The 24,095-nt window shown below is 61.0% G+C and carries 24 protein-coding genes; 14 read left to right on the forward strand and 10 right to left on the reverse strand.

Annotated features, from left to right (window positions below; all coding sequences use genetic code 11):
- Positions 1–267 precede the first annotated feature (267 nt).
- Both dcd and GH659_RS11930 read left to right on the forward strand, forming a co-directional pair.
- Positions 268–837 (forward strand): dCTP deaminase, encoded by a 570-nt coding sequence (gene dcd / locus GH659_RS11925; protein WP_153111639.1) that lies wholly within the window; start codon positions 268–270, stop codon positions 835–837.
- A 78-nt stretch (positions 838–915) separates the two neighbouring features.
- Positions 916–3,150: an arginine/lysine/ornithine decarboxylase gene (locus tag GH659_RS11930; protein ID WP_153111641.1), complete on the forward strand. Its 2,235-nt coding sequence runs from the start codon at positions 916–918 to the stop codon at positions 3,148–3,150.
- Between the two features lie 153 nt (positions 3,151–3,303).
- Here the strand turns inward: GH659_RS11930 and GH659_RS11935 are convergent, their stop codons facing one another.
- Both GH659_RS11935 and GH659_RS11940 read right to left on the reverse strand, forming a co-directional pair.
- The gene (locus GH659_RS11935) at positions 3,304–3,804 is read right to left on the reverse strand and encodes a dihydrofolate reductase (RefSeq protein ID WP_153111642.1); all 501 of its coding nucleotides are present in this window, start codon (positions 3,802–3,804) and stop codon (positions 3,304–3,306) included.
- A 13-nt stretch (positions 3,805–3,817) separates the two neighbouring features.
- On the reverse strand, positions 3,818–4,639 hold the full coding sequence (locus tag GH659_RS11940) for a thymidylate synthase (protein WP_153111644.1): 822 nt from the start codon (positions 4,637–4,639) through the stop codon (positions 3,818–3,820).
- Positions 4,640–4,793: 154 nt separating this feature from the next.
- Between GH659_RS11940 and GH659_RS11945 the strand changes: the two genes are divergently transcribed.
- On the forward strand, positions 4,794–6,320 hold the full coding sequence (locus GH659_RS11945) for a hypothetical protein (RefSeq protein WP_153111646.1): 1,527 nt from the start codon (positions 4,794–4,796) through the stop codon (positions 6,318–6,320).
- 18 nt (positions 6,321–6,338) lie between these two features.
- Here the strand turns inward: GH659_RS11945 and yjgA are convergent, their stop codons facing one another.
- Positions 6,339–6,857 carry a ribosome biogenesis factor YjgA gene (yjgA, locus tag GH659_RS11950; RefSeq protein WP_153111647.1) on the reverse strand — a complete coding sequence of 173 codons (519 nt, stop codon included), beginning with the start codon at positions 6,855–6,857 and terminating at the stop codon, positions 6,339–6,341.
- A gap of 106 nt (positions 6,858–6,963) precedes the next feature.
- On the opposite strand from yjgA, the gene pmbA reads away from it, so the two are divergent.
- The gene (gene pmbA / locus GH659_RS11955; protein ID WP_153111649.1) at positions 6,964–8,346 is read left to right on the forward strand and encodes a metalloprotease PmbA; all 1,383 of its coding nucleotides are present in this window, start codon (positions 6,964–6,966) and stop codon (positions 8,344–8,346) included.
- 84 nt (positions 8,347–8,430) lie between these two features.
- Positions 8,431–9,519: a TRAP transporter substrate-binding protein gene (locus GH659_RS11960; RefSeq protein WP_153111650.1), complete on the forward strand. Its 1,089-nt coding sequence runs from the start codon at positions 8,431–8,433 to the stop codon at positions 9,517–9,519.
- A gap of 58 nt (positions 9,520–9,577) precedes the next feature.
- Here the strand turns inward: GH659_RS11960 and GH659_RS11965 are convergent, their stop codons facing one another.
- Both GH659_RS11965 and GH659_RS11970 read right to left on the reverse strand, forming a co-directional pair.
- Positions 9,578–11,017 (reverse strand): TRAP transporter large permease, encoded by a 1,440-nt coding sequence (locus GH659_RS11965; protein ID WP_153111652.1) that lies wholly within the window; start codon positions 11,015–11,017, stop codon positions 9,578–9,580.
- Positions 11,014–11,604: a TRAP transporter small permease subunit gene (locus tag GH659_RS11970; RefSeq protein WP_153111654.1), complete on the reverse strand. Its 591-nt coding sequence runs from the start codon at positions 11,602–11,604 to the stop codon at positions 11,014–11,016. The genes GH659_RS11965 and GH659_RS11970 overlap by 4 nt, the downstream gene beginning before the upstream one ends.
- A gap of 242 nt (positions 11,605–11,846) precedes the next feature.
- Between GH659_RS11970 and glyA the strand changes: the two genes are divergently transcribed.
- Genes glyA through ribD form a run of 3 tightly spaced genes read left to right on the forward strand, consistent with a single transcriptional unit; the run spans position 11,847 to position 14,694 of the window.
- A complete protein-coding gene (gene glyA, locus GH659_RS11975) occupies positions 11,847–13,097 on the forward strand; it encodes a serine hydroxymethyltransferase (RefSeq protein WP_153111655.1) in 1,251 nt (416 codons plus the stop codon).
- A 17-nt stretch (positions 13,098–13,114) separates the two neighbouring features.
- Positions 13,115–13,588, forward strand: coding sequence for a transcriptional regulator NrdR (gene nrdR / locus GH659_RS11980; protein WP_153111657.1), 474 nt, complete (start codon positions 13,115–13,117; stop codon positions 13,586–13,588).
- 5 nt (positions 13,589–13,593) lie between these two features.
- A complete protein-coding gene (gene ribD, locus GH659_RS11985; protein ID WP_153111658.1) occupies positions 13,594–14,694 on the forward strand; it encodes a bifunctional diaminohydroxyphosphoribosylaminopyrimidine deaminase/5-amino-6-(5-phosphoribosylamino)uracil reductase RibD in 1,101 nt (366 codons plus the stop codon).
- Here the strand turns inward: ribD and GH659_RS11990 are convergent.
- From GH659_RS11990 to GH659_RS12005, 4 genes are read right to left on the reverse strand one after another with little or no spacing between them, the layout of a single operon-like run.
- Positions 14,685–15,443, reverse strand: a complete 759-nt coding sequence (locus GH659_RS11990; protein WP_153111659.1) for a HesA/MoeB/ThiF family protein — start codon at positions 15,441–15,443, stop codon at positions 14,685–14,687. The genes ribD and GH659_RS11990 overlap by 10 nt on opposite strands.
- A 51-nt stretch (positions 15,444–15,494) precedes the next feature.
- Positions 15,495–15,917, reverse strand: a complete 423-nt coding sequence (locus GH659_RS11995; protein WP_153111661.1) for a hypothetical protein — start codon at positions 15,915–15,917, stop codon at positions 15,495–15,497.
- 53 nt (positions 15,918–15,970) lie between these two features.
- Entirely contained in the window at positions 15,971–17,371 is a 1,401-nt protein-coding gene (locus tag GH659_RS12000) for a S41 family peptidase (protein WP_153111663.1), read from the reverse strand.
- Positions 17,372–17,392: 21 nt separating this feature from the next.
- Entirely contained in the window at positions 17,393–18,691 is a 1,299-nt protein-coding gene (locus tag GH659_RS12005) for a murein hydrolase activator EnvC family protein (protein WP_246167832.1), read from the reverse strand.
- 227 nt (positions 18,692–18,918) lie between these two features.
- Between GH659_RS12005 and GH659_RS12010 the strand changes: the two genes are divergently transcribed.
- The 5 genes from GH659_RS12010 to GH659_RS12030 are packed head-to-tail and all read left to right on the forward strand — an operon-like array spanning position 18,919 to position 21,574.
- A complete protein-coding gene (locus tag GH659_RS12010; RefSeq protein ID WP_153111665.1) occupies positions 18,919–19,329 on the forward strand; it encodes a rhodanese-like domain-containing protein in 411 nt (136 codons plus the stop codon).
- 5 nt (positions 19,330–19,334) lie between these two features.
- Positions 19,335–19,607: a glutaredoxin 3 gene (grxC, locus tag GH659_RS12015; protein ID WP_153111667.1), complete on the forward strand. Its 273-nt coding sequence runs from the start codon at positions 19,335–19,337 to the stop codon at positions 19,605–19,607.
- Between the two features lie 57 nt (positions 19,608–19,664).
- The gene (secB, locus tag GH659_RS12020) at positions 19,665–20,114 is read left to right on the forward strand and encodes a protein-export chaperone SecB (protein WP_153111669.1); all 450 of its coding nucleotides are present in this window, start codon (positions 19,665–19,667) and stop codon (positions 20,112–20,114) included.
- 12 nt (positions 20,115–20,126) lie between these two features.
- A complete protein-coding gene (locus GH659_RS12025; protein WP_153111670.1) occupies positions 20,127–20,582 on the forward strand; it encodes an SH3 domain-containing protein in 456 nt (151 codons plus the stop codon).
- A gap of 2 nt (positions 20,583–20,584) precedes the next feature.
- Entirely contained in the window at positions 20,585–21,574 is a 990-nt protein-coding gene (locus GH659_RS12030; RefSeq protein WP_153111673.1) for an NAD(P)H-dependent glycerol-3-phosphate dehydrogenase, read from the forward strand.
- Between the two features lie 95 nt (positions 21,575–21,669).
- On the opposite strand, the gene GH659_RS12035 is transcribed toward GH659_RS12030, so the two are convergent.
- Positions 21,670–22,134, reverse strand: a complete 465-nt coding sequence (locus GH659_RS12035; protein ID WP_153111674.1) for a tRNA (cytidine(34)-2'-O)-methyltransferase — start codon at positions 22,132–22,134, stop codon at positions 21,670–21,672.
- A gap of 337 nt (positions 22,135–22,471) precedes the next feature.
- On the opposite strand from GH659_RS12035, the gene GH659_RS12040 reads away from it, so the two are divergent.
- Positions 22,472–23,974 carry a butyryl-CoA:acetate CoA transferase gene (locus tag GH659_RS12040; RefSeq protein ID WP_153111676.1) on the forward strand — a complete coding sequence of 501 codons (1,503 nt, stop codon included), beginning with the start codon at positions 22,472–22,474 and terminating at the stop codon, positions 23,972–23,974.
- Positions 23,975–24,095 lie beyond the last annotated feature (121 nt).

The following is a 24,095-nucleotide window of genomic DNA, read 5'->3' on the forward strand; positions in this document are numbered from 1 at the left end:
CGAAAAGACCTCCGTCAGCGAGACTCGTTGATTTGCCGTAGCCGCTTTCTCCGTCTCCATACGCCACCCAAAAAGACAGAAAACTACACAAATCAACGCCCTGTGAACAGCCCCTTTGTAACTGATTGATTGTGAACGGCTATTTTGGCATGTTCACGACGGTGGCATTTCGGGTTTGGTGCGATTGCCCTGGGGAAAATATCTTCCCCTTCAAGGTCACGGAAACCGTAAAATACGCGCCTTCTTAAAGGTTTCCGGGATTTTGCAATGTCCATCAAATCCGATAAATGGATTCGCCGCATGGCGGAGCAGCACGGCATGATCGAGCCGTTTTCGCCCGAGCTCGTGCGCGAAGTCAATGGCCAGAAAATCGTTTCCTACGGCACGTCGAGCTACGGCTACGATATCCGTTGCGCCGACGAATTCCGGGTGTTCACCAACATCAATTCAACGATCGTCGACCCGAAGGCGTTCGATCCGCAGTCTTTCGTCGAGGTATCTGGCAAGGGCTACTGCGTCATCCCGCCGAATTCCTTCGCGCTGGCGCGCACCGTCGAGTACTTCCGCATTCCGCGCAGCGTGCTGACGGTTTGCCTCGGCAAGAGCACCTATGCGCGGTGCGGCATCATCGTCAACGTGACGCCGTTCGAACCCGAATGGGAGGGCTATGTGACCCTCGAGTTCTCGAACACGACGCCGCTGCCCGCCAAGATCTATGCCGGCGAAGGCTGCGCCCAGGTGCTGTTCTTCGAGTCGGACGAGATTTGTGAGACTTCGTACAAGGACCGCGGCGGCAAGTACCAAGGGCAGGTCGGTGTGACCCTGCCGAAAATCTGATTACGCAATACGTCTGTCGTATTTCCGTCTTATTCTTTGACCCGCTGCGGCGGGTCGCTGCTTTTCAAGGATAGAGCCATGCGCTTCAATTTTCCGGTCATCATCATCGACGAGGACTTCCGTTCTGAGAACGCCAGCGGCCTCGGCATCCGCGCCCTGGCGGCGGCGATCGAGAAGGAAGGGCTGGAGGTGCTCGGTGTTACCAGTTACGGTGATCTGACTTCGTTCGCCCAGCAGCAGTCGCGGGCGAGCGCCTTCATCCTGTCGATCGACGACGAGGAGCTGGCGATGGAGCCCGAGGAAACGCTGGCCGAGCTGCGTGCCTTCGTTGCCGAGATCCGGCACCGCAACCGTGATATTCCGATCTTCCTGCACGGCGAGACGCGCACCTCGCGCCACATCCCGAACGACGTGCTGCGCGAGCTGCACGGCTTCATCCACATGTACGAAGACACGCCGGAATTCATCGCGCGCAGCATCAAGCGCGAGGCGACGGCTTACCTCGACTCGCTGCCGCCACCGTTCTTCCGCGCCCTGACGCACTATGCAGCGGACGGTTCGTACTCGTGGCACTGCCCGGGACATTCGGGCGGCGTCGCTTTCCTGAAGTCGCCGGTCGGCCAGATGTTCCACCAGTTCTTCGGCGAGAACATGCTGCGCGCCGACGTCTGCAACGCGGTTGAAGAGCTCGGCCAGCTGCTCGACCACACCGGGCCGGTGGCGGCCTCCGAGCGCAATGCGGCGCGTATTTTCAACGCCGATCATCTCTTCTTCGTCACCAACGGCACGTCGACGTCGAACAAGATCGTCTGGCATTCGACCGTGGCGCCCGGCGACATCGTTGTCGTCGACCGCAACTGCCACAAGTCGATCCTCCATTCGATCATCATGACCGGCGCCGTGCCGGTGTTCCTGATGCCGACGCGCAACCACTACGGCATCATCGGCCCGATCCCGAAGGAAGAGTTCCGCTGGGAAAACATCCAGAAAAAGATCGCCGCACAACCCTTTGCGAGTGACGTCAACGTCAAGCCGCGCGTGCTGACGATCACCCAGTCGACCTACGACGGGATTCTCTACAACGTCGAGGAAATCAAGGAGATGCTCGACGGCAAGATCGACACCCTGCATTTCGACGAGGCGTGGCTGCCGCATGCCGCCTTCCACGACTTTTACGGCGACTACCACGCCATCGGCGCCGACCGGCCGCGTTGTCAGGAGTCGATGGTGTTCTCGACGCAGTCGACGCACAAGCTCTTGGCCGGTCTGTCGCAGGCGTCGCAAATCCTCGTCCAGAACTCGGAGGAGCGCCAGCTCGACCGCGATGTGTTCAACGAAGCTTACCTGATGCACACCTCGACTTCGCCGCAGTACTCGATCATCGCCTCGTGCGACGTGGCGGCGGCGATGATGGAGGAACCGTCAGGCACCGCGCTGGTCGAGGAGTCGATCGCCGAGGCGCTCGATTTTCGCCGCGCCATGCGCAAGGTGGATGAGGAGTGGGGTGCCGACTGGTGGTTCAAGGTCTGGGGCCCGGACGACCTGTCCGAAGAAGGGATCGAGGAACGCGACGCCTGGATGCTGAAGCCCGGCGACCGCTGGCACGGTTTCGGCCAGGTTGCCGAAGGCTTCAACATGCTCGATCCGATCAAGGCGACCGTGATTACGCCGGGGCTGGATGTCGATGGCGATTTTGCCGAGTGGGGCATCCCGGCGGCGATCGTCACCAAGTATTTGGCCGAGCACGGCGTGATCGTCGAGAAGTGCGGTCTTTATTCGTTCTTCATCATGTTCACGATCGGCATCACCAAGGGCCGCTGGAACACGATGGTCACCGAGCTGCAGCAGTTCAAGGACGACTACGACAAGAATCAGCCGCTCTGGAAGGTGCTGCCGGAATTCGTTGCCAAGCACCCGCTCTACGAGCGCATCGGCCTCAAGGATTTGTGCCGGCAGATTCACGGCGTCTATGCCGCCAACGATGTGGCTCGCCTGACCACCGAGATGTATCTGTCCGACATGGTGCCGGCGATGAAGCCGACCGAGGCGTTCGCCAAAATGGCGCACCGCGAGATTGACCGCGTGCCGATCGATGAACTCGAAGGGCGCATCACCAGCATCCTGCTCACGCCGTATCCGCCGGGCATCCCGCTGCTGATTCCCGGCGAGCGCTTCAATGCGACGATCGTCCGCTACCTCAAGTTCGCGCGCGATTTCAACAACCAGTTCCCCGGCTTCGAAACCGACATTCACGGGCTGGTCAAGGAAGCGAATGGCGGGCGGGCGAAGTATTACGTCGATTGCGTGCGTTAGTAGTCAACGAAAAAAGCGAACCACCAAGTCACCAAGACACCAAGAGGGCACCAAGCTAACCCGCTGTTTTCTTGGTGAGTCTTTGTGTCTTGGTGTCTTGGTGGTGAAGCTTTTTCAATCTCCGGTATCTACGCGCTTTCCGGGCCAGTTGGGTCAGCGTCGTTGATAAACGGCAAACGAATACGGGAAAGCCGCTGGCTCTTGCGCTGGCGTGCGCGAGATTTCTTCCCAGTCTTGCGGCGTGAATTCGGGAAAGTGCGCGTCGCCGTCGAAGTCGGCAGCGATTTCGGTCAGGTACAGCCGGTGCGCGGCGGGCAGCGTTTCCTGATAGATCTCGGCGCCGCCGATGATGAAAACTTCTTCGGGGCTCGGCGAAGCTTGTGCGGCTATTTTCAGCGCCTCGGTCAGCGATCCGGCCAGCGTGGCGCCGGGGGCGGCGTAGTCGGCATTGCGGGAGACGACGATGTTCAGCCGGCCGGGCAGCGGCCGGAAGGCGTCGGGCAGCGATTCCCACGTTTTCCGGCCCATGATGACCGGCTTGCCGCGCGTCGTCGTACGGAAGTGGCGCATGTCCTCCGGCAGCTGCCAGAGCAGGCGGTTGTTCTTGCCGATGACGCGATGGTTGGCGACGGCAGCGATCAGGGAAATTTGCATTGGATGCCTTTCGTCAGACGGCGACCGGCGCCGCGATGTGCGGGTGCGGGTCGTAGCCGTCGAGCGTGAAGTCCTCGAAGCGGAAGCCGAAAATGTCCTTCACGTCCGGGTTGAGGCGCATCGTCGGTAGTGGCCGTGGCTCGCGGCCAAGCTGCAGGGCAACCTGTTCGAAATGGTTGGAATAGAGGTGCGCGTCACCAAAGGTGTGCACGAAATCGCCATAGCGATAATTGCAGACCTGTGCCAGCATCATCGTGAGCAACGCGTAGGAGGCGATGTTGAACGGCACGCCGAGGAAAATGTCAGCGCTGCGCTGGTAGAGCTGGCAGGAGAGCTTCGGGCGCGGATCGGCGTCGCCGGGCGCGGCGGGGGTGACGTACAGCTGGAAGAAGGCGTGGCACGGCGGCAGCGCCATGCTGTCGACGTCGGCCGGATTCCAGGCGGTGACGATGTGGCGCCGCGAGTCCGGGTTTTTCTTCAGGCTCTCGACGAGCTTCGCGATCTGGTCGATTTCGCGTCCATCCGGTGTTTTCCAGTGCCGCCATTGGTGGCCATAAACCGGCCCGAGGTCGCCGTTCGCGTCGGCCCACTCGTCCCATATTTTCACGCCGTTTTCGTGCAGGTAGCGGATGTTGGTGTCGCCGTTCAGGAACCAGAGCAGTTCGTGGATGATCGAGCGCAAGTGCAGCTTCTTCGTCGTCAAGAGCGGGAAGCCCGCCTCCAGGTCAAACCGCATCTGCCAGCCGAAGACCGAGCGGGTGCCGGTGCCGGTGCGGTCGGCTTTGTCCACGCCATGCTCAAGGACATGGCGCATCAGGTCGAGGTACTGTTTCATGGGAGGGCGTGCGGTCGGTTGGGGAGCGCGCATTGTAATTGAGGGCGTCGGCCGGCGCACTTGTGCCGCTTGCAGCTTTTGCCTTAGCCCTTATACTCACTGGATATTTTTGCACTTCAACGGGCCTTCTTTCGGCCGCCACTGGGGCGCCTCCATGATTCTGAATTTTTTCTCTTCGCGGCCGGACCATCCGCTCGGTGAGCCCAAGGAGCTCAAACGGGTGTTGGCTGAGGTGCCGCGCGACAATTCGTTCAAGGCGGTCGACGAAATTCACGGCTGGCTGGAGTCGCTGCTCGCGGCCGAGGGGTTTCGCGCCAGTCAGCTGTTCGATGTCGTGCGCCAGCTCGATGAGGCCGCGCAGCCCCATCTACGGCGTCTGGCGCGCGATTACTTGCAGACCGGCAAGCAGTCGAAGAGCGAAGAGCGGCAACGCTGGACGATGTCGTACAACTACTGGGGCGAAGTCGCGAGCCTGTACGCGCTGTGCATCGATATGGCCACGCGGAATCCGAAAGAGCGCGGCAACGATGCTTTCAAGTCTTCGTTGCCGCTCGCGGCGACGCGTCTGATGGCAGCGCGGACGGCTCAGCTCAAATGGGTCGAATTCCGCTACGGCCGGGTGGGCGAGGACTTGTGGCGCGGTCTCGGGCAACCGTACCTTGCCGCTGAAGCGGCGGGCTATGCGCAAAAATCGGTACAGCTTTATCCGGGGCAATCCGCGGTGACCAGCGTCGCCCAGCAATATCTGCAGGCGCTGGTGCTGCGCGCCTCGTCGATGGGGAGTTTGCGGCCGCTTGAAATCGAACTTGCCGACTGGCTGGTCGCGCATTTCCTACCCTTGTTTGCGGTGTCGCAAGAATGTCAGCCGCACAGCGTGTATTGGATCGATGCGGCGAATGGAACGCCGCCCATCCGTCTGGCGCGTCTGCCCGGCCAGCTAGGCCCGACGATCCGCTTTTTTTCTCCGGGCGAGGCGCCGCAAGCGCTGAGCGATCTGATGCATCGCGTCGAGCGTGGCGAGATGCCGTCCGATCTCAATCTCGGCGGTGAATTCCCCGCGCGGACGGTGTTGCCGGTGCTGCGTCATCTCGCCGTGCTCTGGTCGCCCGCGCCAAAGGTGCGCGCCCATCCGCGTCATCCGGTCAAAACCCGGATGGCCGTCCTGCACGGTTTTGACGACTGCTTCACCGTTTTTGCCGGCAACTTGGCCCGCTTGGGCAAGGAGCGTTCCGCCGAAAGCTGGGTCGTCGAGAATGTCAGCATGGGCGGTTTTGGCGCGGCCGCCGACGATGTGGCCGACTGGCTAGGGGTAGGGGTTCTGCTCTGCTTGCAGCCGGAAGGGGGCGACAATTGGGTGCTCGGCGTTGTCCGGCGCATCGGGCGTGACGACGACGGCCGGGTGTCAGTCGGTATCCAGACGCTGGCAAGGCAGGCCGCCGCCATCGAGTTGCGGCCGCGTTCGGCCGGTTTTTCCGCGACGGGCGCGATTCCGGGGATTCTGCTCAAAGGGGCGGCCCCGGCCGGGGAGGCGCGCGTGGTGCTGCCGGTCGCGGGGTTCGATCTGCGCGAGAACATGGAATTCATCGACGGCGATCAGCGTTGCGTTCTTTCCCCGGTTGAGCAGGAGACCGGTGGGGCCAGTTTTGAAATCGGGCGTTTCCGCGAAGAAAAAATGGATTGATGGTCCAGCGTCCCCGGGCTATTCGTCACCCTTGCCGGGCATGTTCTCGCAGTCCTTGAGCAACTGGAAAATGGCGCGGTAGCTGCGCGGCGGCTTGTTCTGTTCCTGTTCCTTGAGAGCGGAGCGGCGCAGCGAACGGAGATGCTGCAGGTCGAGCCCCGGGTAAAGCGTGGCGAGCTCGTGCAGCACCTTTTCGTCGGCCAGCAATTCCGTTCTGAGCTTTTCCAAGCGATGCAGCCTGGCCGTTTCGGCGGCCGATTCGCCGCGCACAGCGGCCAGGGCGGCGCGGATGGGCTCTTCGTCGACCGAGCGCATGAGCTTGCCGATGTACTGCATCTGCCGCCGCTTGGCTTCGCTGTTGCGCGGCATGCGCTGGGCGGCGGCGACCGCATTGCGCAGGTCCTCCGGAACGTCGATCTTCTTGAGGCGGTCGGTCGGGAGCGCGACCAGCTCTTCGCCGAGTACCTGAAGGTCTTCCATGGCCTGTTTGCGGCGCGTTTTTGAGAGAGGTTCAAGCGTTTCGTCGTCGTTAGTCATCGTGGCAGTTCTAGGGTTGGTCTGGGTTTTTCCGCTGCGCCCGGGGTGGGGGACGCCGGCGGCAAGCTGCTATGATAACGAGTTTCAACGTCCGAGCCTTCTTCACATGCCGAGAAAAGCCGCTACAACTGTTTCTGCCGCCGCTGCAAACCGCTTCAGCCACGAGCCTGGCACGCTCCAGCAGTTGGCTCAGGATGTCCTGGATCTGGCCCGGAACGCCGGCGCCAGCGATTGCGAAGTCGATGTCTCGGAAGGTTTCGGGCAGTCGGTGACCGTCCGTTGCGGCGAGGTTGAGACCATTGAGTACAACCGCGACAAGGGGATCGGCGTCACGATTTATCTCGGTCAGCAGAAGGGCCATGCCAGTACCTCCGATTTTTCGTCAAAGGCGCTGCGCCAGACGGTCGAGGCGGCGGTGAATATCGCCCGTTTTACGGCGGCCGATGACTGTGCCGGCTTGCCCGAGGTGGAGCTTTTTGCCACGCGTGAACAGGGCTTCGCTGATCTTGATCTGTACCATCCCTGGTGCCTTTCGGTCGACGAGGCGGCTGACCTGGCGCGTCGCTGCGAGGACGCCGCCTTTGCCGTCAGTCCGGTGGTTAGCAATTCGGAAGGAGCGACGGTCTCGGGGCAAGAGGGGCATTTCGTCTCGGCCAACAGCCGTGGCTTCATGGGCGGCTATCCGACGTCGCGACACTACCTTTCCTGTTCGGTGATCGCCGGTGCGGACGAGCAGATGCAGCGCGACGACTGGTACTCGACCTCGCGTGATCCGGCCAGACTCGCGACGCCGGAGGAGATCGGCGACTATGCGGCGCGCCGCGCACTGGCCCGTCTTGGCGCCCGCAAGATCAAGACCTGCAAGGTGCCGGTGCTGTTCGAAGCGCCACTGGCATCTTCCCTGATCGGCAGTTTTGTGCGCGCCGTCAGTGGCAGCAGTCTGTATCGGAAGTCTTCTTTCCTTGTCGATAGTCTCGGCAAGCGGGTCTTTTCGAAAAAAGTGCAGATCAGCGAGCGCCCGCATTTGCCGGGTGCCTTGGCCAGCAGCCCGTTCGACAACGACGGCGTGGCGACCCGCGACCGGGAAGTGGTCGAAGACGGCGTTTTGCAGGGCTACTTTCTGAGTGCCTATACCGCCCGCAAGCTGGGGATGCAGACGACCGGCAATGCCGGTGGGTCGCACAATCTGATTGTCCGTCCGGGCAAGCGCGATTTCGCCGGGTTGCTCAAGAAAATGGAGCGCGGCCTGCTCGTGACCGAGCTCCTCGGCCAGGGAATCAACTATGTGACGGGCGACTATTCGCGCGGCGCGGCCGGCTATTGGGTCGAGAACGGCAAAATCCAGTATCCCGTCGAGGAAATCACGATCGCCGGCAACCTGCGCGACATGTTCCGCAACATTGCGTCGATCGGCAACGATGTTCTCGTGCGCGGTTCACGGCAGGTTGGTTCGATCCTCGTCGAGGAAATGAAAGTCGCCGGTAGTTGATTTGACGGCCCGGTGGAGGACCACGTTTATGTTTTTCGCCCTGTCTGCAGGTTGGTTAATAACAATGTTCGGAGAAGAGAAACCATGGAAAGACGTTCCTTTTTGAAGTCGGCCGGTGTCGGATTGGCTGCGGGTGCGGCCGCCATGCCGGCGATCGCGCAGAATTCCAGTTTGCCGGTGATCAAGTGGCGGATGGCCTCGAGTTTCCCGAAAAGCCTCGATACGCTTTTCGGCACGGGTGAGTTCCTGATCAAGCGCCTCTCCGAAATTACCGGCGGCAAGTTCCAGATCCAGCATTTCGCCGCCGGCGAGATCGTGCCGGGGCCGGGCGTGCATGACGCCGTGCGCGACAACACCGTCGAGCTGGGTCACACCTGCGGCTACTACTATTACGGCAAGGACCCGACATACTGCATCGACACGGCGATTCCGTTCGGCATGAACAACCGGCAGACCGATGCCTGGTACCGCGAGGGCAACGGTTCCAAACTGATGAACGAATTTTTCGCCAAGTCGAACATCATCGCCTTCCCGTGCGGCAATACCGGCGTCCAGATGGGCGGTTGGTTCCGCAAGGAAATCAAGTCGGCGGCCGACCTTAAAGGACTGAAGATGCGCATCGCCGGGCTGGCCGGTGCGGTGCTCTCCAAAGTGGGTGTTGTGCCGCAGCAGATCGCCGGGCCGGATATCTATCCATCGCTGGAAAAGGGAACGATCGACGCCGCCGAGTGGGTCGGCCCGTACGACGACCACAAGTTGGGCTTCAACAAGGTGGCCAAGTACTACTACTACCCGGGCTGGTGGGAAGGCGGTCCGCAAGTCTCGGTGTATGTGAATACGAAGAAATGGGCTTCGTTGCCCAAGGAGTATCAGGCGGCCTTCCGCGCCGCCTGCGCCGATGCGCACACCGAGATGCGCACGAAGTACGACGCCAAGAATCCGGAAGCGCTCAAGAAACTGGTCGCCGCTGGTGCCCAGCTGCGCCCTTTTCCGAAGGATGTGATGGAGGTCTGCTACAAGGCGGCGATGGAGCTCTATGCCGAGATTTCGGCCAAGAATCCGAACTTCAAGCGTGTTTATGACGACTACAAGAAGTTCATGGACGATCAGAATGCCTGGTTCCGCGTCGCCGAAGGCTCGTACGCCAATTTCATGTTCAGTCGTCGGAAATAAAGCCGATCATCCACAAAAAAACGCCGGCAAGTCCGGCGTTTTTTGTGGGTCTAACCCGCTACGGTGTCTGCGCTGCCGCTCCTTCGGCCGGGAGCGAGAAATCCGGCGGAGCGTATTCGTAGCCTTCCACCTCGATCTCGATCTTCTCAAGATCGACCTGCTCCTGCTTCTCCAGATTGAATGTCACCATTTGCGGCAGGGCGATGACCAGGCAAACCATCAGGATCTGGATGCCCACGAACGGAATCGCGCCCCAGTAGATATCCGACGTTTTGACCGAAACCGGCGCTACGGAACGCAGGAAGAACAGGGCAAAACCGAACGGCGGGTGCAGGAAGGAGGTCTGCATGTTGATGCCGAGCAGAACGCCGAACCAGATCAGGTCGATGCCGAGTTTTTCGGCTACCGGGCCGAGCAGCGGCACGACGATGAAGGCCAGTTCGAAGTAGTCGAGGAAGAAGGCGAGCACGAAGATCATGATGTTGACCACGATCAGGAAGCCGATCTGCCCGCCCGGCAGGTCGCCGAGCAGGTGTTCGACCCAGTGGTGGCCTTCGGCGCCGTAGAAGGTCAGCGAGAAGACGCGGGCACCGATCAGGATGAAGATGACGAAGGTGGTCAGCTTGGCGGTGCTCTCCATCGCCTGCTTGAGCAACTGGCGGTCGAGTCGCTTGCGCAGGACGGCCATGATGAGTGCGCCTGCGGCCCCCATCGCCCCGCCTTCGGTCGGCGTGGCAATGCCGAGGAAGATCGTGCCGAGGACGAGGAAAATCAGCATGAGCGGCGGCAGCAGCGTCGTCAGTACGCGCAACATCAACTTGCTGCCGTAGGCCGTGCGGGCGGTGGCTGGCAGTGCCGGAACCCATTGTGGTTTGAAGAAGGCGATGCCTGCCACGTAAAGAACGTAAAGGCTGGTCAGAACGAGGCTGGGAATGAGTGCGCCGGCGTACATGTCATTCACCGGCTTGCCGAGCTGGTCGGCCATGATGATCAGCACCAGTGACGGCGGAATGATCTGGGCGAGCGTGCCGGAGGCAGCGATGACACCGGTCGCGAGCCGCTTGTCGTAGCCGTAGCGGAGCATGATCGGCAGGGAAATGAGTCCCATCGAGATGACCGATGCGGCGACAACGCCGGTAGTGGCCGCGAGCAGCGCACCGACGAAGATGACGGCGTAGGCCAGGCCGCCGCGCACCGGGCCGAAGAGCTGGCCGATCGTGTCGAGCAAGTCCTCGGCCATGCCGGAACGTTCGAGAATCAGCCCCATGAACGTGAAGAACGGGACGGCGAGCAGGTTCTCGCTGGCCATGACGCCGTAGATGCGGTCGGGCAACGCCTGGAAGAGTTGCGGGCCGAAAAGCCCGAGTTCGATGCCGATCAAGCCGAAGACGATGCCGTTGGCAGCCAGGGCAAAGGCGACCGGAAAGCCGGTCAGGAGAAAGACGACCATCGAGGCGAACATGATGGGCGCCATGTTGGCGATGAGAAACTCGGTCATTCCGCTTCTCCCCGGTTGGTTTTGATGGCGAGGGCCAGTTCTTCCTCAGCGGTGGGGTTTTTGCCCTTGTCGGTCGGGTCTGCGCACAGGCCTTTGAGGAAGCCGACGCGCTTGATCAATTCGGAGAGCGCCTGCAAGGAAAGCAGCAGGAAGCCGGCCGGAATCATCAGCCGGGCCGGCCAGACGATCAGGCCGCCGGCGCTGTTCGACATTTCGCCGCTTTCAAAGGCGTGAAGGAAAACGGGCCACGAGAAATAGATGATGGCGACCGCCATCGGCATCAGGAAGAAAATGATGCCCAGAATGTCGATCCACGCCTGGCCGCGCCTGGAAAATTTGCTGGCAATCAGGTCGATGCGCACATGCTCGTTGCGCAGCAGCGTGTAGCCCGAACAGGCAAAGAAAATGGCGCCGAACAGATACCACTGAATTTCCAGGAGGGCGTTCGAGCTGTAGCTGATCGTGTAGCGCATGACAGCGTTACCGGCGCTGATCAGGACGACAAGAAGAACGATCCAGGTGGCGGCCTTGCCGACGCTTTCCGTCATGGCGTCGACGCGGCGCGAGAAGTTGAGAAGCGCGTTCACGTCTGTTTCCTTTGTGGGCGAGGTTGTCCGGAGCGGGCAACCCGCGCAAGGGGCGAATCGCGAAGTGGCGATTCGGTTACATGGGAAAAGGGCGCGATTATCGCACACAATACGGAAAAGCGATTCCGGGTGGCTTTGTAGTGTTTGTTTTGTCCATTGATTTTTAATGCTTTTTGCCGGCTGTGGAACGCCTTTTTCGCATGATACAATTCGCCACTTTTCAACGGCTTGTGAGGCACACGATGTTTTCCGCGAAAGATACCCTGGCGAAAGTTGATCCAGAACTCTGGAAGGCGATTGAGGATGAAAATCGTCGTCAGGAAGAGCATATCGAACTGATCGCTTCTGAAAACTATGTCAGCAAGGCAGTCATGGAAGCGCAGGGCTCGCAGCTGACCAACAAATACGCCGAGGGTTATCCCGGCAAGCGTTACTACGGCGGCTGCGAGTATGTGGACGTGGCCGAGCAGATTGCCATCGATCGCCTGAAGAAGCTGTTCGGTGCCGATGCCGCCAACGTCCAGCCGAATTCCGGTTCGCAGGCCAACCAGGCCGTGCTGATGGCCTTCGCCAAGCCGGGCGACACGATCATGGGCATGAGCCTCGCCGAAGGCGGTCACCTGACGCACGGCATGCCGCTCAACATGTCCGGTAAATGGTTCAATGTCGTCGCCTACGGCCTCGATGCCAACGAAGCCATCGATTACGACAAGATGGAAGCGCTGGCGCGCGAGCACAAGCCGAAAATCATCGTCGCCGGTGCTTCGGCCTACTCGCTGCGCATCGACTTCGAGCGCTTCGCCAAGATCGCCAAGGAAGTCGGCGCGATTTTCTGGGTCGATATGGCGCACTATGCCGGCCTGATCGCCGCCGGTTGCTACCCGAACCCGGTGCCGTTCGCCGACGTCGTTACCTCGACGACGCACAAGACGTTGCGCGGCCCGCGCGGCGGCGTCATCCTGATGAAGGCCGAGCACGAAAAAGCCATCAATTCGGCGATCTTCCCCGGTCTGCAAGGTGGCCCGCTGATGCATGTCATCGCGGCCAAGGCCGTGGCCTTCAAGGAAGCCGCGACGCCGGAGTTCCGCAATTATCAGGAACAGGTTGTCGCCAACGCCCGTGTGCTGTCGCGCGTGCTGGCTGAAGAACGTGGCCTGCGCATCGTCTCCGGTCGCACCGAGTCGCACGTCTTCCTGATCGACCTGCGCGCCAAGAACATCACCGGCAAGGAAGCCGAAGCGGCGCTCGGCAAGGCGCACATCACGGTCAACAAGAACGGCATCCCGAACGATCCGCAGAAGCCGATGGTCACGTCCGGCATCCGTATCGGCACGCCGGCCATGACGACGCGTGGTTTCACCGAAATCGAGGCCGAGCAGGTCGCGCATCTGGTGGCCGACGTGCTCGATGCTCCGAACGACGAGGCCGTGCTGGCCCGCGTGCGCAGTGACGTTTCCGCGCTGTGCAAGAAGTTCCCGGTCTACGGCAACTGAAGCAGAGCCGATAAGCGATGAAGTGTCCTTTCTGCGGCGCGTCTGAAACGACTGTTGCAGATACCCGAGTCAACGAAGACGGCGACATCGTGCGTCGCCGTCGCCGTTGCCTTGCTTGTGACAAGCGGTTTTCGACTTACGAACGGGCCGAAATCCGCTTGCCGCAAGTCGTCAAGAAAAACGGTTCGCGGGCCGATTTCAGCCGCGAAAAGCTTTCCGCCAGCCTCTGGCTGGCCTTGCGCAAGCGGCCGGTGACGGTCGAGGCCGTCGATGCGGCAATCGCCCGGATCGAGGAAAAACTGCTGGCGCAGGGCGAACGGGAAATCCCCTCCGAGAAAATCGGCGAAATGGTCATGCGCGAACTGAAAAAGATCGACAAGGTCGCCTACGTCCGTTTTGCTTCCGTCTATAGAAACTTCGAGGATGTCGACGAGTTTTCCGATCTCGTGCGCGAAGTGACGCGCCCGGTTGCGGAGCGCGGCCGCTCCTGATTCCCATGTTTAGCGCCGCCGATCACGAGTTCATGGCGCGGGCGCTCCGCCTGGCCGAGCGTGGCCTGTATTCCACATCGCCGAATCCGCGCGTGGGGTGCGTTCTCGTCAAGGACGGCGTTGTCGTCGGTGAAGGCTGGCACGAACGGGCCGGCGAAGCGCATGCCGAGGTGCATGCCCTGCGTGCAGCCGGTGAGGCGGCATGCGGCGCGACGGCCTATGTGACGCTGGAGCCGTGCAGCCATCACGGGCGGACGCCGCCTTGTGCCGAAGCGCTGATCGCGGCGCGTGTGGCGCGCGTCGTCGCTGCAATGCAGGATCCGAACCCGCTGGTTGCCGGGCGCGGCATGGCGCTGCTGGAACAGGCCGGCATCGTGGCCGAAAGCGGGCTGATGGAGTCTGAGGCGCGCGAACTCAATATCGGTTTTGTTTCCCGCATGACGTGCGGCCGCCCTTGGGTGCGCCTGAAGCTGGCCGCCAGCCTCGATGGCAAGACCGCGTTGGAAAATGGCGTCAGTCAGTGGATTACCGGCCCGGCAGCCCGTCAGGACGGGCATCGCTGGCGCGCCCGCGCGTGCGCCATCCTGAGCGGTATCGGCACGGTGCGTGAAGACGATCCCCGCTTCAATGTGCGCGGGCTCCCTACGGAGCGTCAGCCCTTGAAAGTTGTACTCGATAGCCGGCTCGAATTGCGACCCGTGGCCAAGGTGTGCGAGGACGGCAATCTCCTGGTGGCGACGGCCGTTGAGGATGTGGAGCGCTATGAAGCGCTACGTGCGCGTGGCGCCGAGGTTGTTTGCTTGCCGGCGGCGGATGGGCGGGTAGATTTGTCGGCCGTGTTGGGCGAGTTAGGTCGGCGCGGTATCAACGAAGTGCATGTCGAAGGCGGCGCTCGTCTCAACGGCGCGCTTGTGGCGGCGGGGCTTGTCGACGAACTGCTGCTTTATCTGGCACCTTGTCTGCTCGGTGATGTGGCGCGCGGCATGTTCGGTTTGCCGGCGCTTCAATCGCTTGAAAACAAATCGCGTCTTGCGATCCGCGATGCTCGCATGGTTGGTGACGACCTGCGTATTCTGGCGCGATTCGTTCCGTCAGTTCAGGGCTGAACAGTTTCTCCGCACACCGTGCACGCCGGGTCCCGGCTGTAGGCCACGCTGCGCCATTGCATTGTCAGCGCGTCAAGCAAGAGCAGGCGGCCGATGCAGGGCTGGCCGGTGCCGGCAATCAGTTTCAGGGCTTCCGCTGCCTGGGTGGCGCCGATGATCCCGGTCAGTGGTGCGAAAACACCGGTGACGGAACAGCGCATTTCCTCGACATCTTCGCCCTCCGGAAAGAGGCAGTGATAGCAGGGGGCGTTTTCACGACGTGGGTCGAAGACGGTCAGCTGGCCGCTGAAACGGACGGCCGAACCCGAGACAAGCGGGGTGCGATGCTTGACGCAGGCGCGATTGACGGCATGGCGGGTGGCGAAGTTGTCGCAGCAGTCGAGCACGACATCGGCGGCGGCAATGCGCCGTTCGAGTTCTTCGCCTTCAAGGCGTTCGACGACTGTGTCGACGACGACTTCGGGATTTACTTCAGCGAGAGCGATTTTCCCCGATACGGCTTTTGACAGGCCGATGCGTTCATGGGTGTGCAGAATTTGGCGCTGCAGGTTCGTCAGGTCAACCGTGTCGCCATCGGCCAGGGTGATGTGTCCGACGCCGGCCGAGGCCAGATAAAGCGCTGCTGGCGAGCCCAGCCCGCCGGCGCCGATCACCAAAACACGGGAATCGATAATGCGGGTCTGGCCTTCGATGCCGAGTTCGTTCAGAAGAATGTGGCGGCTGTAGCGGAGTAGTTGGTCGTCGTTCATGTGAAAAACTCGGGCGCGCGGCGTTTCGGTGTACATTTCGCGCGACTGGCGTCATTTGTATTCTCGCCACTCGGGTGGTGTGTCGTCGTGATCGCCGTGCGGGTGCCGTTCCCAGGCTTGCGTATAGGCTTCGTGTTGCGATTTTTTGAGCGGATGGTTCGGCGCGTCAAGGTTGTGCAGCTGGGTTTCCTCGACGTAATGAATCAAGGCGCGAACGATTTTGTTGAGCAATGAACACTCGAGGCGGAACCCGTTGTCCATAAGCGCTATTTCCAGGGCTTCGAGCGAGTAATCGTGCAGGTCGTAAGTGACGCCGATTGCCCGATCTTCGGGGTGGGCGCGGACCTCCAGACGCTCCAGGCCGCTGAGAAAATCGGCGGCCTCTTGCGTCTGCCCGGGCGGGAATTCGCTGAACAGGATTGTCCGTTCCTTGCGGATCGGTGCTGGTCTGGGCGGCGTGGCCAGTCGTTTCATCGTCGTCATCCGGACAGGGCGGTGGCGAAACCGCGTTCTTCCCGCGTTTTCAGTCAGGGTCTGATGATCTGCAGGCCCTTGAGCAGGTTGAGCGCCTGATTGAGCTGATAGTCCTTTTTCGAGGCCAGTTCGCGGCTACTTTCGATCGGGTCTTCCGCGTCGTCCTCGGGTGGCTGGCCCTTCGGCTTGGCCGGCGCCTTGCCCTGTGGCTTGGGTGTGCCGCTGGCGTCCTTGTCGTGAGGTTCTCGCTTGTCCTCAAGATGGTTTTCGAGATCGGCTTCACGCAAGCGGACTAATGATGTGCCGTTGGCATTTTCTTCGACGACGATGTCGGGAACGATTCCCTTGGCCTGGATCGAGCGGCCAGACGGTGTGAAATAGCGCGCCGTAGTGAGCTTGATCGCCGCGTTGCCGGGGAGGGGCAGGACCGTCTGTACCGAGCCCTTGCCAAAGCTGGTGGTGCCCATGATGACGGCGCGCTTGTGGTCCTGCAGTGCGCCGGCCACGATCTCGGAGGCCGACGCCGAGCCGCCGTTGATCAGCACGACCATCGGTACCTTGCGTGTTTCGGTGGGCAGCGTTTTGATGAAATCGTCACGGTTGCCGCGCAGATAGTCGGTCGAGTCGGTATAGAACTGGTGCTTCGCATCCGGCGTTCGGCCGTCGGTCGAGGTGACCAGCGTTCGCGGCGGCAGGAAAGAGGCCGAGACGCCGATCGCCGAGTTCAGCAGACCGCCCGGATCGTTGCGCAGATCCAGGACCAGTCCCTTGAGCTGCCCGGATTTGTAGAGGTCTGTCAGGTGCTTGGCGACGGACGGCGCGGTATTTTCCTGGAATGAGGTGATTCGCAGATAGCCGTATCCTGGTTCGACCAGCTTCGATTTGACGCTTTGGACCTTGATGATTTCGCGCGTGAGCGTGATTTCCAGCGGCTTCGCTTCGCCCTTGCGCAGAATGGATAGCTTGATCTGGGTCTTTGGCTTGCCGCGCATGCGCTTGACCGCATCGCTCAAGGTCAGGCCCTTGACCAGGGTGTCGTCGAGCTTGAAGATCAGGTCGCCCGGTTTGATGCCGGCGCGGTCGGCCGGCGTGTCCTCGATCGGTGAAATGACCTTGACCAAGCCGTCTTCCATGCCGACCTCGATGCCCAGACCGCCAAATTCGCCCTGCGTGCCGACCTGCAAGTCCTTGTAGGCGTCTGCGTCGAGATAGGAAGAGTGGGGGTCGAGATTGGAGAGCATGCCGCTGATCGCGTGCGTGATCAGCTTTTTGTCTTCGATCGGCTCAACATAGCCTTGTTTGATGGCGCCGAATACCTCGGCAAACGTACGCAACTCTTCAATCGGAAGATTGGCGCGTGTTTCCTTCTCGGCCATGGCCGAGAACTGCAAGCTGATCAGAATTCCGCCTACCAGCCCGGCGCATACCAGTCCGGCCTGCTTCCACTTACTCATTACGTTTGCTCCAGCACGATGTCACTTCAGGCGGACCCACTGCATGGGGTCAACGGGTTTTCCCTGGTGACGAATTTCAAAGTATAAACCGGATTCCGGATTGCCACCGCTGTTGCCTACGGCGGCTATGGTGTCGCCGCCGCGCACTTCATCGCCGACGTGTTTGAACAAGGCGTCATTGTTGCCGTAAATCGACAGGAAACTGTTGCCGTGATCGACAATCAGCAGATTGCCGAAGCCGCGCATCCATTCGGAAAATACCACGCGTCCGGCGGCGATGGCTTTGACGTCGCCGCCGGTGCCGGCGCGGATGAACAGGCCGCGCCACGTACTGCCCTCTTGCCGGGGCGTGCCGAATCGGTTGCTGACAGCGCCGCGGGCCGGTAGCCGCAATTCGCCTTTCAGGCGCGCAAAATTGCCGGCGGGGCCCGGTTGCGGCACCGTGTCGTTCTGGATGTCGGGGGCTAGCTTGGCTTGTGGCTTTGTTCTTTCTGGCGGAGCGGATTGTGGAGGCTCCTTGCGTGGTGCGGGTTTGGCGGCGCTTAACTTGGTTAGCCTGTCGATGAGTTGCGAGAGCCGTTTTTCGTCGCGCCGAAGATTGCCGATTTCCTTTCGTTGTTCGGAAAGTTTGGCCGACAGGCTGCTGAGCAGGTTTTTCCGTTGCTCCCGCTGGGTCACGAGCTTGGCGTGTTGTTCTTTTTGCCGCTTTTCGATCTCGATCAATTCTTCCGCACGTGTTTTGGTGTTTTCGAGCAGCGCCTTTTTCTGCGCCAGCGACTGGCGAATTTCGTGCAGGAGTTCGCTGCGTGCGCGGCCGATCGTCGATAGATAATACAGATTGCGCGTCACCTGGTTTGGGTCGTTGCCGTTGAGCAGCAAGCGCAACGAGTCCGGGTTGCTCTGCAGATACTGGCGGTAGAGGAGCCGTTCCAGTTGCTGCTGCTGTCCGTGCAGGCGGGTTTCCAGTTCGTGCGACTGGTTTGTCAGGTCACTCAGGTTGTCTTCGACCTTGTTCTTTTGTGTCGTCAGTTCATGCAGTGTGCGCTGGGTGGTCGATATGTCCTGCTCGATCGTTTTAAGCTGATCGGCGGCGCCCGCCCGTTTGTTCTCCCCGCTGCTGATCTCTTTGCGCAAGGAATGGATCTGTTCGCGCAACTCGTTGAGGTCGTCTTTCTTCTCGTTGATTTCGGCCCGGCTGGGCGGGGTGGCAGGTGACGCCGGGCTGGAGGCGAGCAGCGCGCCCAGTAGCATGAGGGCGGCGAGCGATTCTCTGGCAAGCGTCCGGTGGGTAGGGGTCACGGTGTCTGTGGGTGTTTTCAAGCGACGGGCCGAGGGGCAGGGGTGCCCCCGGGGAAGGCAATTATTCTATAATGATTCGCTCGTCCTTAACGAGCGTCTGGTTGTTGCTACTGCAGTAGAGTGTCGAGGACAGGCGTCTTGGTGACGCGAGTGCCGCAAAGAGCCACGCTGCAGCCGCTGTCCGAGCGGGCGTTGTGTGCGTAAGGTTTCGGTGGTTTTTCTTTTTTAAAGCGGTTCTGGAGTATTCCTTGGAATTCGTTCAACAAAACATCATTTATATCGCGATGGCCGTCATCAGCGGGGGCCTTCTCTTTTCCTCTTCCTTTCGTCGTCCCGGTGGGCGTCATGCCGTTAGCCCGACTGAGGCGACGACGCTGATCAATCGTGAAAACGCGCGGGTCGTCGATGTGCGCGAGGCTGGTGATTTCGCGGCGGGGCACCTTGCCGATGCGCGTAATATTCCTGAAGCCAGCCTTGATGAGCGTGCGGGCGAACTCGACAGGTTCAAGGAACGCCCGGTGATTCTGGTCTGCCAGAACGGTTCCCGTTCGGCGGCTGCGTGCAAGAAGCTTGAGAAGCTCGGTTTTGCGCGCGTCTATAGTCTCAATGGAGGCGTCAAGGCATGGAGCGAAGCGGGTTTGCCCCTCAAAAAGGGGTGAAGTAAATGAAACAGCCTCATGTTCTGATGTATTCGACGGCGGTCTGTCCGTTTTGCGTTCGTGCCGAGAAGCTGCTGCTTGAACGCGGCGTGACCGGGGTCGAGAAAGTGCGGATTGATCTCGATCCTGAGCGGCGTGCCGAAATGATGGAAAAGACCGGACGTAGGACCGTACCGCAAATATTCATCGGGGAGCGGCACGTTGGCGGGTGCGACGATCTTATCGCACTCGATCGTGCGGGCGAGCTTGTTCCCATGTTGTCAGGTCAGTCGGAATGACCGCCTGGCCCTGTGTTTTGCCTTTATTTCAACCCTTAATAAAAGAAAATCCCAATCATGACTGAACAACAAGCCCCTTCGTTTGCCATCGAAAAACTCTACGTCAAGGATCTGTCGCTGGAAGTGCCCAATGCCCCGGCCGTTTTCGCCGAGCATGCAAATCCGGAAATTGGTATCCAGTTGCAGACGGCGGCGCAGAATCTGGGTGACGATGCCTACGAGGTGGTTCTGACTGTCACGGTGACGGCAAAGGTGGGCGAAAAAACCATGTTCCTCGTCGAAGTAAGCCAGTCGGGCATCTTCCGCGTGCGCAACGTGCCGGCCGAGAACCTCGAACCCCTGTTGTCGATCGCCTGCCCGAACATCCTCTTCCCCTATGCGCGCGAAGTCGTTTCCGAGTCGGTCAGCCGGGCCGGGTTCATGCCGGTCATCCTGCAACCGGTCAACTTCGAAGCGCTTTACGCGGCCCGCGCCCAACAGCAGCAGGCCGAGGCGACTCCCCAGTAAAGCAGGTATACGATGAAATCCTGGCTGTCTTGCGTTTGTCGCTGCTTCTTTGTCGCGGGCGTGGCTGTTTTCTCCGCGGCGGCGCTGGCGGGCGAGTACCGTTCGGTCAATGCCGCGACCGTGCTTTTCGATACCCCGTCCCAGAAGGGTAACAAGCTCTTCGTGATCAAGCGCGACACCCCGGTTGAAGTCGTGGTCAGCCTTGAGGGGTGGTCCAAGGTTCGTGATGCGGACGGCGGTCTGTCCTGGGTCGAGAAGACCTACCTGTCCGAGAAGCGTACCGTGCTCGTCAGTGCCAGTCGCGCCCAGATTCGGCAGAAAGCCGAAGAAGCCGCACCGCTGGTCTTCGAGGCGGAAAAGAACGTTGCGCTCGAGTATCTTGAGTCCGTTCCCGGTGGCTGGGTCAAGGTCCGTCACCCCGGCGGTCAATCGGGATTCGTTCGCGCCAACCAGGTCTGGGGGATTTGAGCGTGCGGCTCACCGTCTTGGCCGCAGGGGCCTGGGGAACGGCGCTGGCAATCGCCTTCAGCGCCAAACACCGGGTAACGCTGTGGACGCGCGAATCCGACGTTACGCAGGAAATGCTTTCGTTGCGTGAAAACCGGCGCTTCCTGCCCGGCTTCCCCCTGCCGGCCAACCTGCAGATCGGAACGGCTTTCGAGGCGGCTGTCGATGGCGCCGATCTCGTTATGGTGGCCGCGCCACTGGCGGGGTTTCGCGCGACTTTGCAGCGCCTTCGTGAATCCTGCCAGCCTGTCCCTGTCATCTGGGTGTGCAAGGGGCTGGAGGCGGGGACGGCCAAGTTTCCGCATCAGATCGTCGCGGAAGAACTTGGCGCGGATGTGTGTAGCGGCGTTCTGACCGGACCCAGCTTCGCGGAAGAGGTGGCCAAGGGGCTGCCGATGGCGATCACGCTTGCTTCTCGCGACGTTGAGTTTGCTCGCCGCATGGCGCGCGAACTGCACAGCCCGCGCATGCGCATCTACGCGAACGAGGATTTGATCGGGGCCGAGGTCGGGGGCGCCGTCAAAAACGTCATGGCGATCGCCACTGGTATTTGCGATGGCCTCGGCTTCGGGCTGAACGCTCGTGCCGCCTTGATGACCCGTGGCCTGGCCGAGATTGCCCGGCTCGGTGTTGCGTTGGGCGGGCAGCCGGGAACTTTCCTTGGCTTGGCCGGCATGGGCGACCTCGTCCTGACGTGTACCGGTGATTTGTCGCGGAACCGGCGTGTCGGCCTGGCGCTGGCGGCTGGCAAGAAATTGCCGGAAATCCTTGCCGAACTCGGCCACGTCGCCGAGGGCGTCGGCACGGCTCGCGAAGTGGCGCGTCTGGCGGCCGAGCTGGGGATCGAGATGCCGATTACGCAGGCGGTCGAAGCCATTCTCTATCGCGACGAACCGGCCGTACTGGCGGTCGAAAAGTTGCTGAGCCGCGATCCCAGGGACGAAGCACTCTGACCCACCTGTTGTTGCCGGGAGCGGTCGCTCCCGTTTCCGGGAGGGGCTTCGTCCTTCTCGATTTGTCCCCGTGCCAAGACTCCATTCCGCCCTTGCTACACGCCGCCGGCAAACCCGGCTTGTCGCCACGTCTCGAACACCGTGACAGCGACAGCGTTCGATAGATTCAGGCTGCGCTGCCCCGGTAGCATGGGAAGGCGCAGGCGGCGCTCTTCGGGGAACTCGGCCATGACCTCAGCGGGTAAGCCACTCGTTTCCCGGCCAAAGACCAGCACGTCATCGGGGAGGAAGCGAACGGCGTCGTAACGCTCTCCGCCCCGCGTCGTTACCGCGAAGAAGCGGCGGTTGGCGAGCGCCGATTTGCAGGTGTCCCAATTCGGATGGCGGAAGACGCGGGCAAATTCATGGTAATCGAGGCCGGCGCGCTTCAGCGAACGATCTTCCCAGCGGAAGCCGAGCGGTTCCACCAGATGCAGTTCCGTGCCCGTGTTGGCGCAAAGGCGAATGACGTTGCCGGTATTGGGCGGGATTTCCGGCTGGAAAAGTACAACAGCAGTCAAAACAGGCTCCAAGGAGAGGATGGGCCCAAAGTCTACCGCGTCTGTCGCGGAGAAGGGCGGTGCGGTGATGGCGGCTGCTCGTCGAGTGGCTTGCAGTCATGCCCGAATCTTCTGTGTTTTGCTCATGCGTTGGTTTGACTGAGGTGCACCGCGGGAGGATAATCCGCGCTTGTTTTTTCCTTGCACGCCGTGAATTTTCGGTGGTTGCGGCCCGGTTCCGGAAGGTCGCGGTGGATGGCTTCCGTATTCCGGCATTGCGTCAGATCAAATGTTTTTTTGTGCCGTTTTGACGGTGCAATCCCAGCTTTTCAATCATCAACGAGGAGTCATTCCCGAAATGTCGCTACCTTTCCCGATTCTTACCGCCGAAGAAGCGGCGGAACTCATCCAGAACGGCCAGAACATCGGCTTCAGCGGATTTACGGCGGCGGGCGCGGCGAAAGCTGTCCCCGTCGCTTTGGCAAAACGGGCACGGCGCGAGCATGAAGCCGGCCGTCCGTTCAAGGTCGGCGTGCTGACCGGTGCCTCCACCGGTAAATCGCTCGACGGCGCGCTGGCCGAAGCCGAGGCGATCAGCTTCCGCACTCCGTACCAAGGCAACGCGACCTTGCGCAAGCAGATCAACGTCGGCAACGTGAAATTCTTCGACATGCACCTGTCGATGGTGCCGCAGAGCGCTCGTTACGGCGCCCTCGGCAAGATCAACTGGGCGGTCGTCGAAGCCTGTGACATCACGGCCGGTGGCGGTATCGTGCTGACCACCTCGGTCGGCGCCTCGAACACCTACATGCGCCTCGCTGACAAGATCATCATCGAGCTCAACGCCAATCACCCGACCTCGCTGCTCGGCATGCACGACATTTTCGAGCCGCAGGATCCTCCGATGCGGACGGACATCCCGATCTTCAGCGCATCCGACCGCGTTGGCTCGCCGATCTGCGTTGTTGATCCGAAAAAGATCGTCGGCGTTGTGCTGACCAACCAGGCTGACGAAAGCGGTGCCTTCGACGAATCGACGCCGGTGACCGACAAGATTGGTCAGAACGTCGCCGACTTCCTCGTTGCCGAAATGCGTGCCGGCCGCATTCCGCCGCAGTTCCTGCCGCTGCAATCGGGTGTCGGCAACATCGCCAACGCCGTGCTCGCCGCGTTGGGGCGCAGCACCGAAATCCCGCCGTTCGAGATGTACACCGAAGTGCTGCAGGACTCCGTCGTGCCGCTGCTCGAAAACGGCCGCTGCAAGTTCGCCTCGACCTGCGCGCTGACGCTGAGCCCCGAAATGATGAAGAACGTCACCGGCAACATCGACTTCTTCCGCAACCGCGTTCTCCTGCGTCCGCAGGAAATATCGAACCATCCGGAAATCGTGCGCCGCCTCGGCATCGTGTCGATGAACACGGCGATTGAAGTCGACATCGCCGGCAACGTGAACTCAACGCACGTCATGGGCAAGACGCTGATGAACGGTATCGGCGGTTCGGGCGACTTCACCCGCAACGCCTATATGTCGATCTTCTCGTGCCCGTCGACGGCCAAGAACGGCATGATTTCGGCGATCGTGCCGCTGGCCACGCACATGGACCACAGCGAGCACTCGGTCAATATCGTCGTGACCGAACAGGGCGTGGCCGACCTGCGCGGCAAGGATCCGTACGAGCGCGCGAAAGTCCTCATCGACAACTGTGCCCACCCGGACTACCGCGAGCAGCTGTATGACTACCTCAAGCTGATTGAAGCCGGTTGCCATGAGCCGATGTCGCTGGAACTCGGTTTCGCCATGCACCGCCACTTCTTGAAGACCGGCGACATGCGCAACATCAACTGGGGCGATTACAAGTAATCCGATCGCTGCACAAAAAAGTGCGCCAGGCCCTGTCTTCATGGCAGGGCTTTTTTTCGCCCATCCGCAACGCGGTTAAGCCGGCGTTTTCGGGGCGGGAAGGCGTATGATGCGGACAAAA

The sequence above is a fragment of the Propionivibrio limicola genome (genome assembly GCF_009469695.1).
Taxonomy (GTDB): Bacteria; Pseudomonadota; Gammaproteobacteria; order Burkholderiales; family Rhodocyclaceae; genus Propionivibrio; species Propionivibrio limicola.

Excerpts from the sequence above, each read along its gene's own strand:
- dcd (WP_153111639.1), top strand. The coding sequence starts at position 268 with ATGTCCATCAAATCCGATAAATGGATTCGCCGCATGGCGGAGCAGCAC.
- GH659_RS11930 (WP_153111641.1), top strand. The coding sequence starts at position 916 with ATGCGCTTCAATTTTCCGGTCATCATCATCGACGAGGACTTCCGTTCT.
- GH659_RS11935 (WP_153111642.1), bottom strand. The coding sequence starts at position 3,804 with ATGCAAATTTCCCTGATCGCTGCCGTCGCCAACCATCGCGTCATCGGC.
- GH659_RS11940 (WP_153111644.1), bottom strand. The coding sequence starts at position 4,639 with ATGAAACAGTACCTCGACCTGATGCGCCATGTCCTTGAGCATGGCGTG.
- GH659_RS11945 (WP_153111646.1), top strand. The coding sequence starts at position 4,794 with ATGATTCTGAATTTTTTCTCTTCGCGGCCGGACCATCCGCTCGGTGAG.
- yjgA (WP_153111647.1), bottom strand. The coding sequence starts at position 6,857 with ATGACTAACGACGACGAAACGCTTGAACCTCTCTCAAAAACGCGCCGC.
- pmbA (WP_153111649.1), top strand. The coding sequence starts at position 6,964 with ATGCCGAGAAAAGCCGCTACAACTGTTTCTGCCGCCGCTGCAAACCGC.
- GH659_RS11960 (WP_153111650.1), top strand. The coding sequence starts at position 8,431 with ATGGAAAGACGTTCCTTTTTGAAGTCGGCCGGTGTCGGATTGGCTGCG.
- GH659_RS11965 (WP_153111652.1), bottom strand. The coding sequence starts at position 11,017 with ATGACCGAGTTTCTCATCGCCAACATGGCGCCCATCATGTTCGCCTCG.
- glyA (WP_153111655.1), top strand. The coding sequence starts at position 11,847 with ATGTTTTCCGCGAAAGATACCCTGGCGAAAGTTGATCCAGAACTCTGG.
- nrdR (WP_153111657.1), top strand. The coding sequence starts at position 13,115 with ATGAAGTGTCCTTTCTGCGGCGCGTCTGAAACGACTGTTGCAGATACC.
- ribD (WP_153111658.1), top strand. The coding sequence starts at position 13,594 with ATGTTTAGCGCCGCCGATCACGAGTTCATGGCGCGGGCGCTCCGCCTG.
- GH659_RS11990 (WP_153111659.1), bottom strand. The coding sequence starts at position 15,443 with ATGAACGACGACCAACTACTCCGCTACAGCCGCCACATTCTTCTGAAC.
- GH659_RS11995 (WP_153111661.1), bottom strand. The coding sequence starts at position 15,917 with ATGAAACGACTGGCCACGCCGCCCAGACCAGCACCGATCCGCAAGGAA.
- GH659_RS12000 (WP_153111663.1), bottom strand. The coding sequence starts at position 17,371 with ATGAGTAAGTGGAAGCAGGCCGGACTGGTATGCGCCGGGCTGGTAGGC.
- grxC (WP_153111667.1), top strand. The coding sequence starts at position 19,335 with ATGAAACAGCCTCATGTTCTGATGTATTCGACGGCGGTCTGTCCGTTT.
- secB (WP_153111669.1), top strand. The coding sequence starts at position 19,665 with ATGACTGAACAACAAGCCCCTTCGTTTGCCATCGAAAAACTCTACGTC.
- GH659_RS12025 (WP_153111670.1), top strand. The coding sequence starts at position 20,127 with ATGAAATCCTGGCTGTCTTGCGTTTGTCGCTGCTTCTTTGTCGCGGGC.
- GH659_RS12040 (WP_153111676.1), top strand. The coding sequence starts at position 22,472 with ATGTCGCTACCTTTCCCGATTCTTACCGCCGAAGAAGCGGCGGAACTC.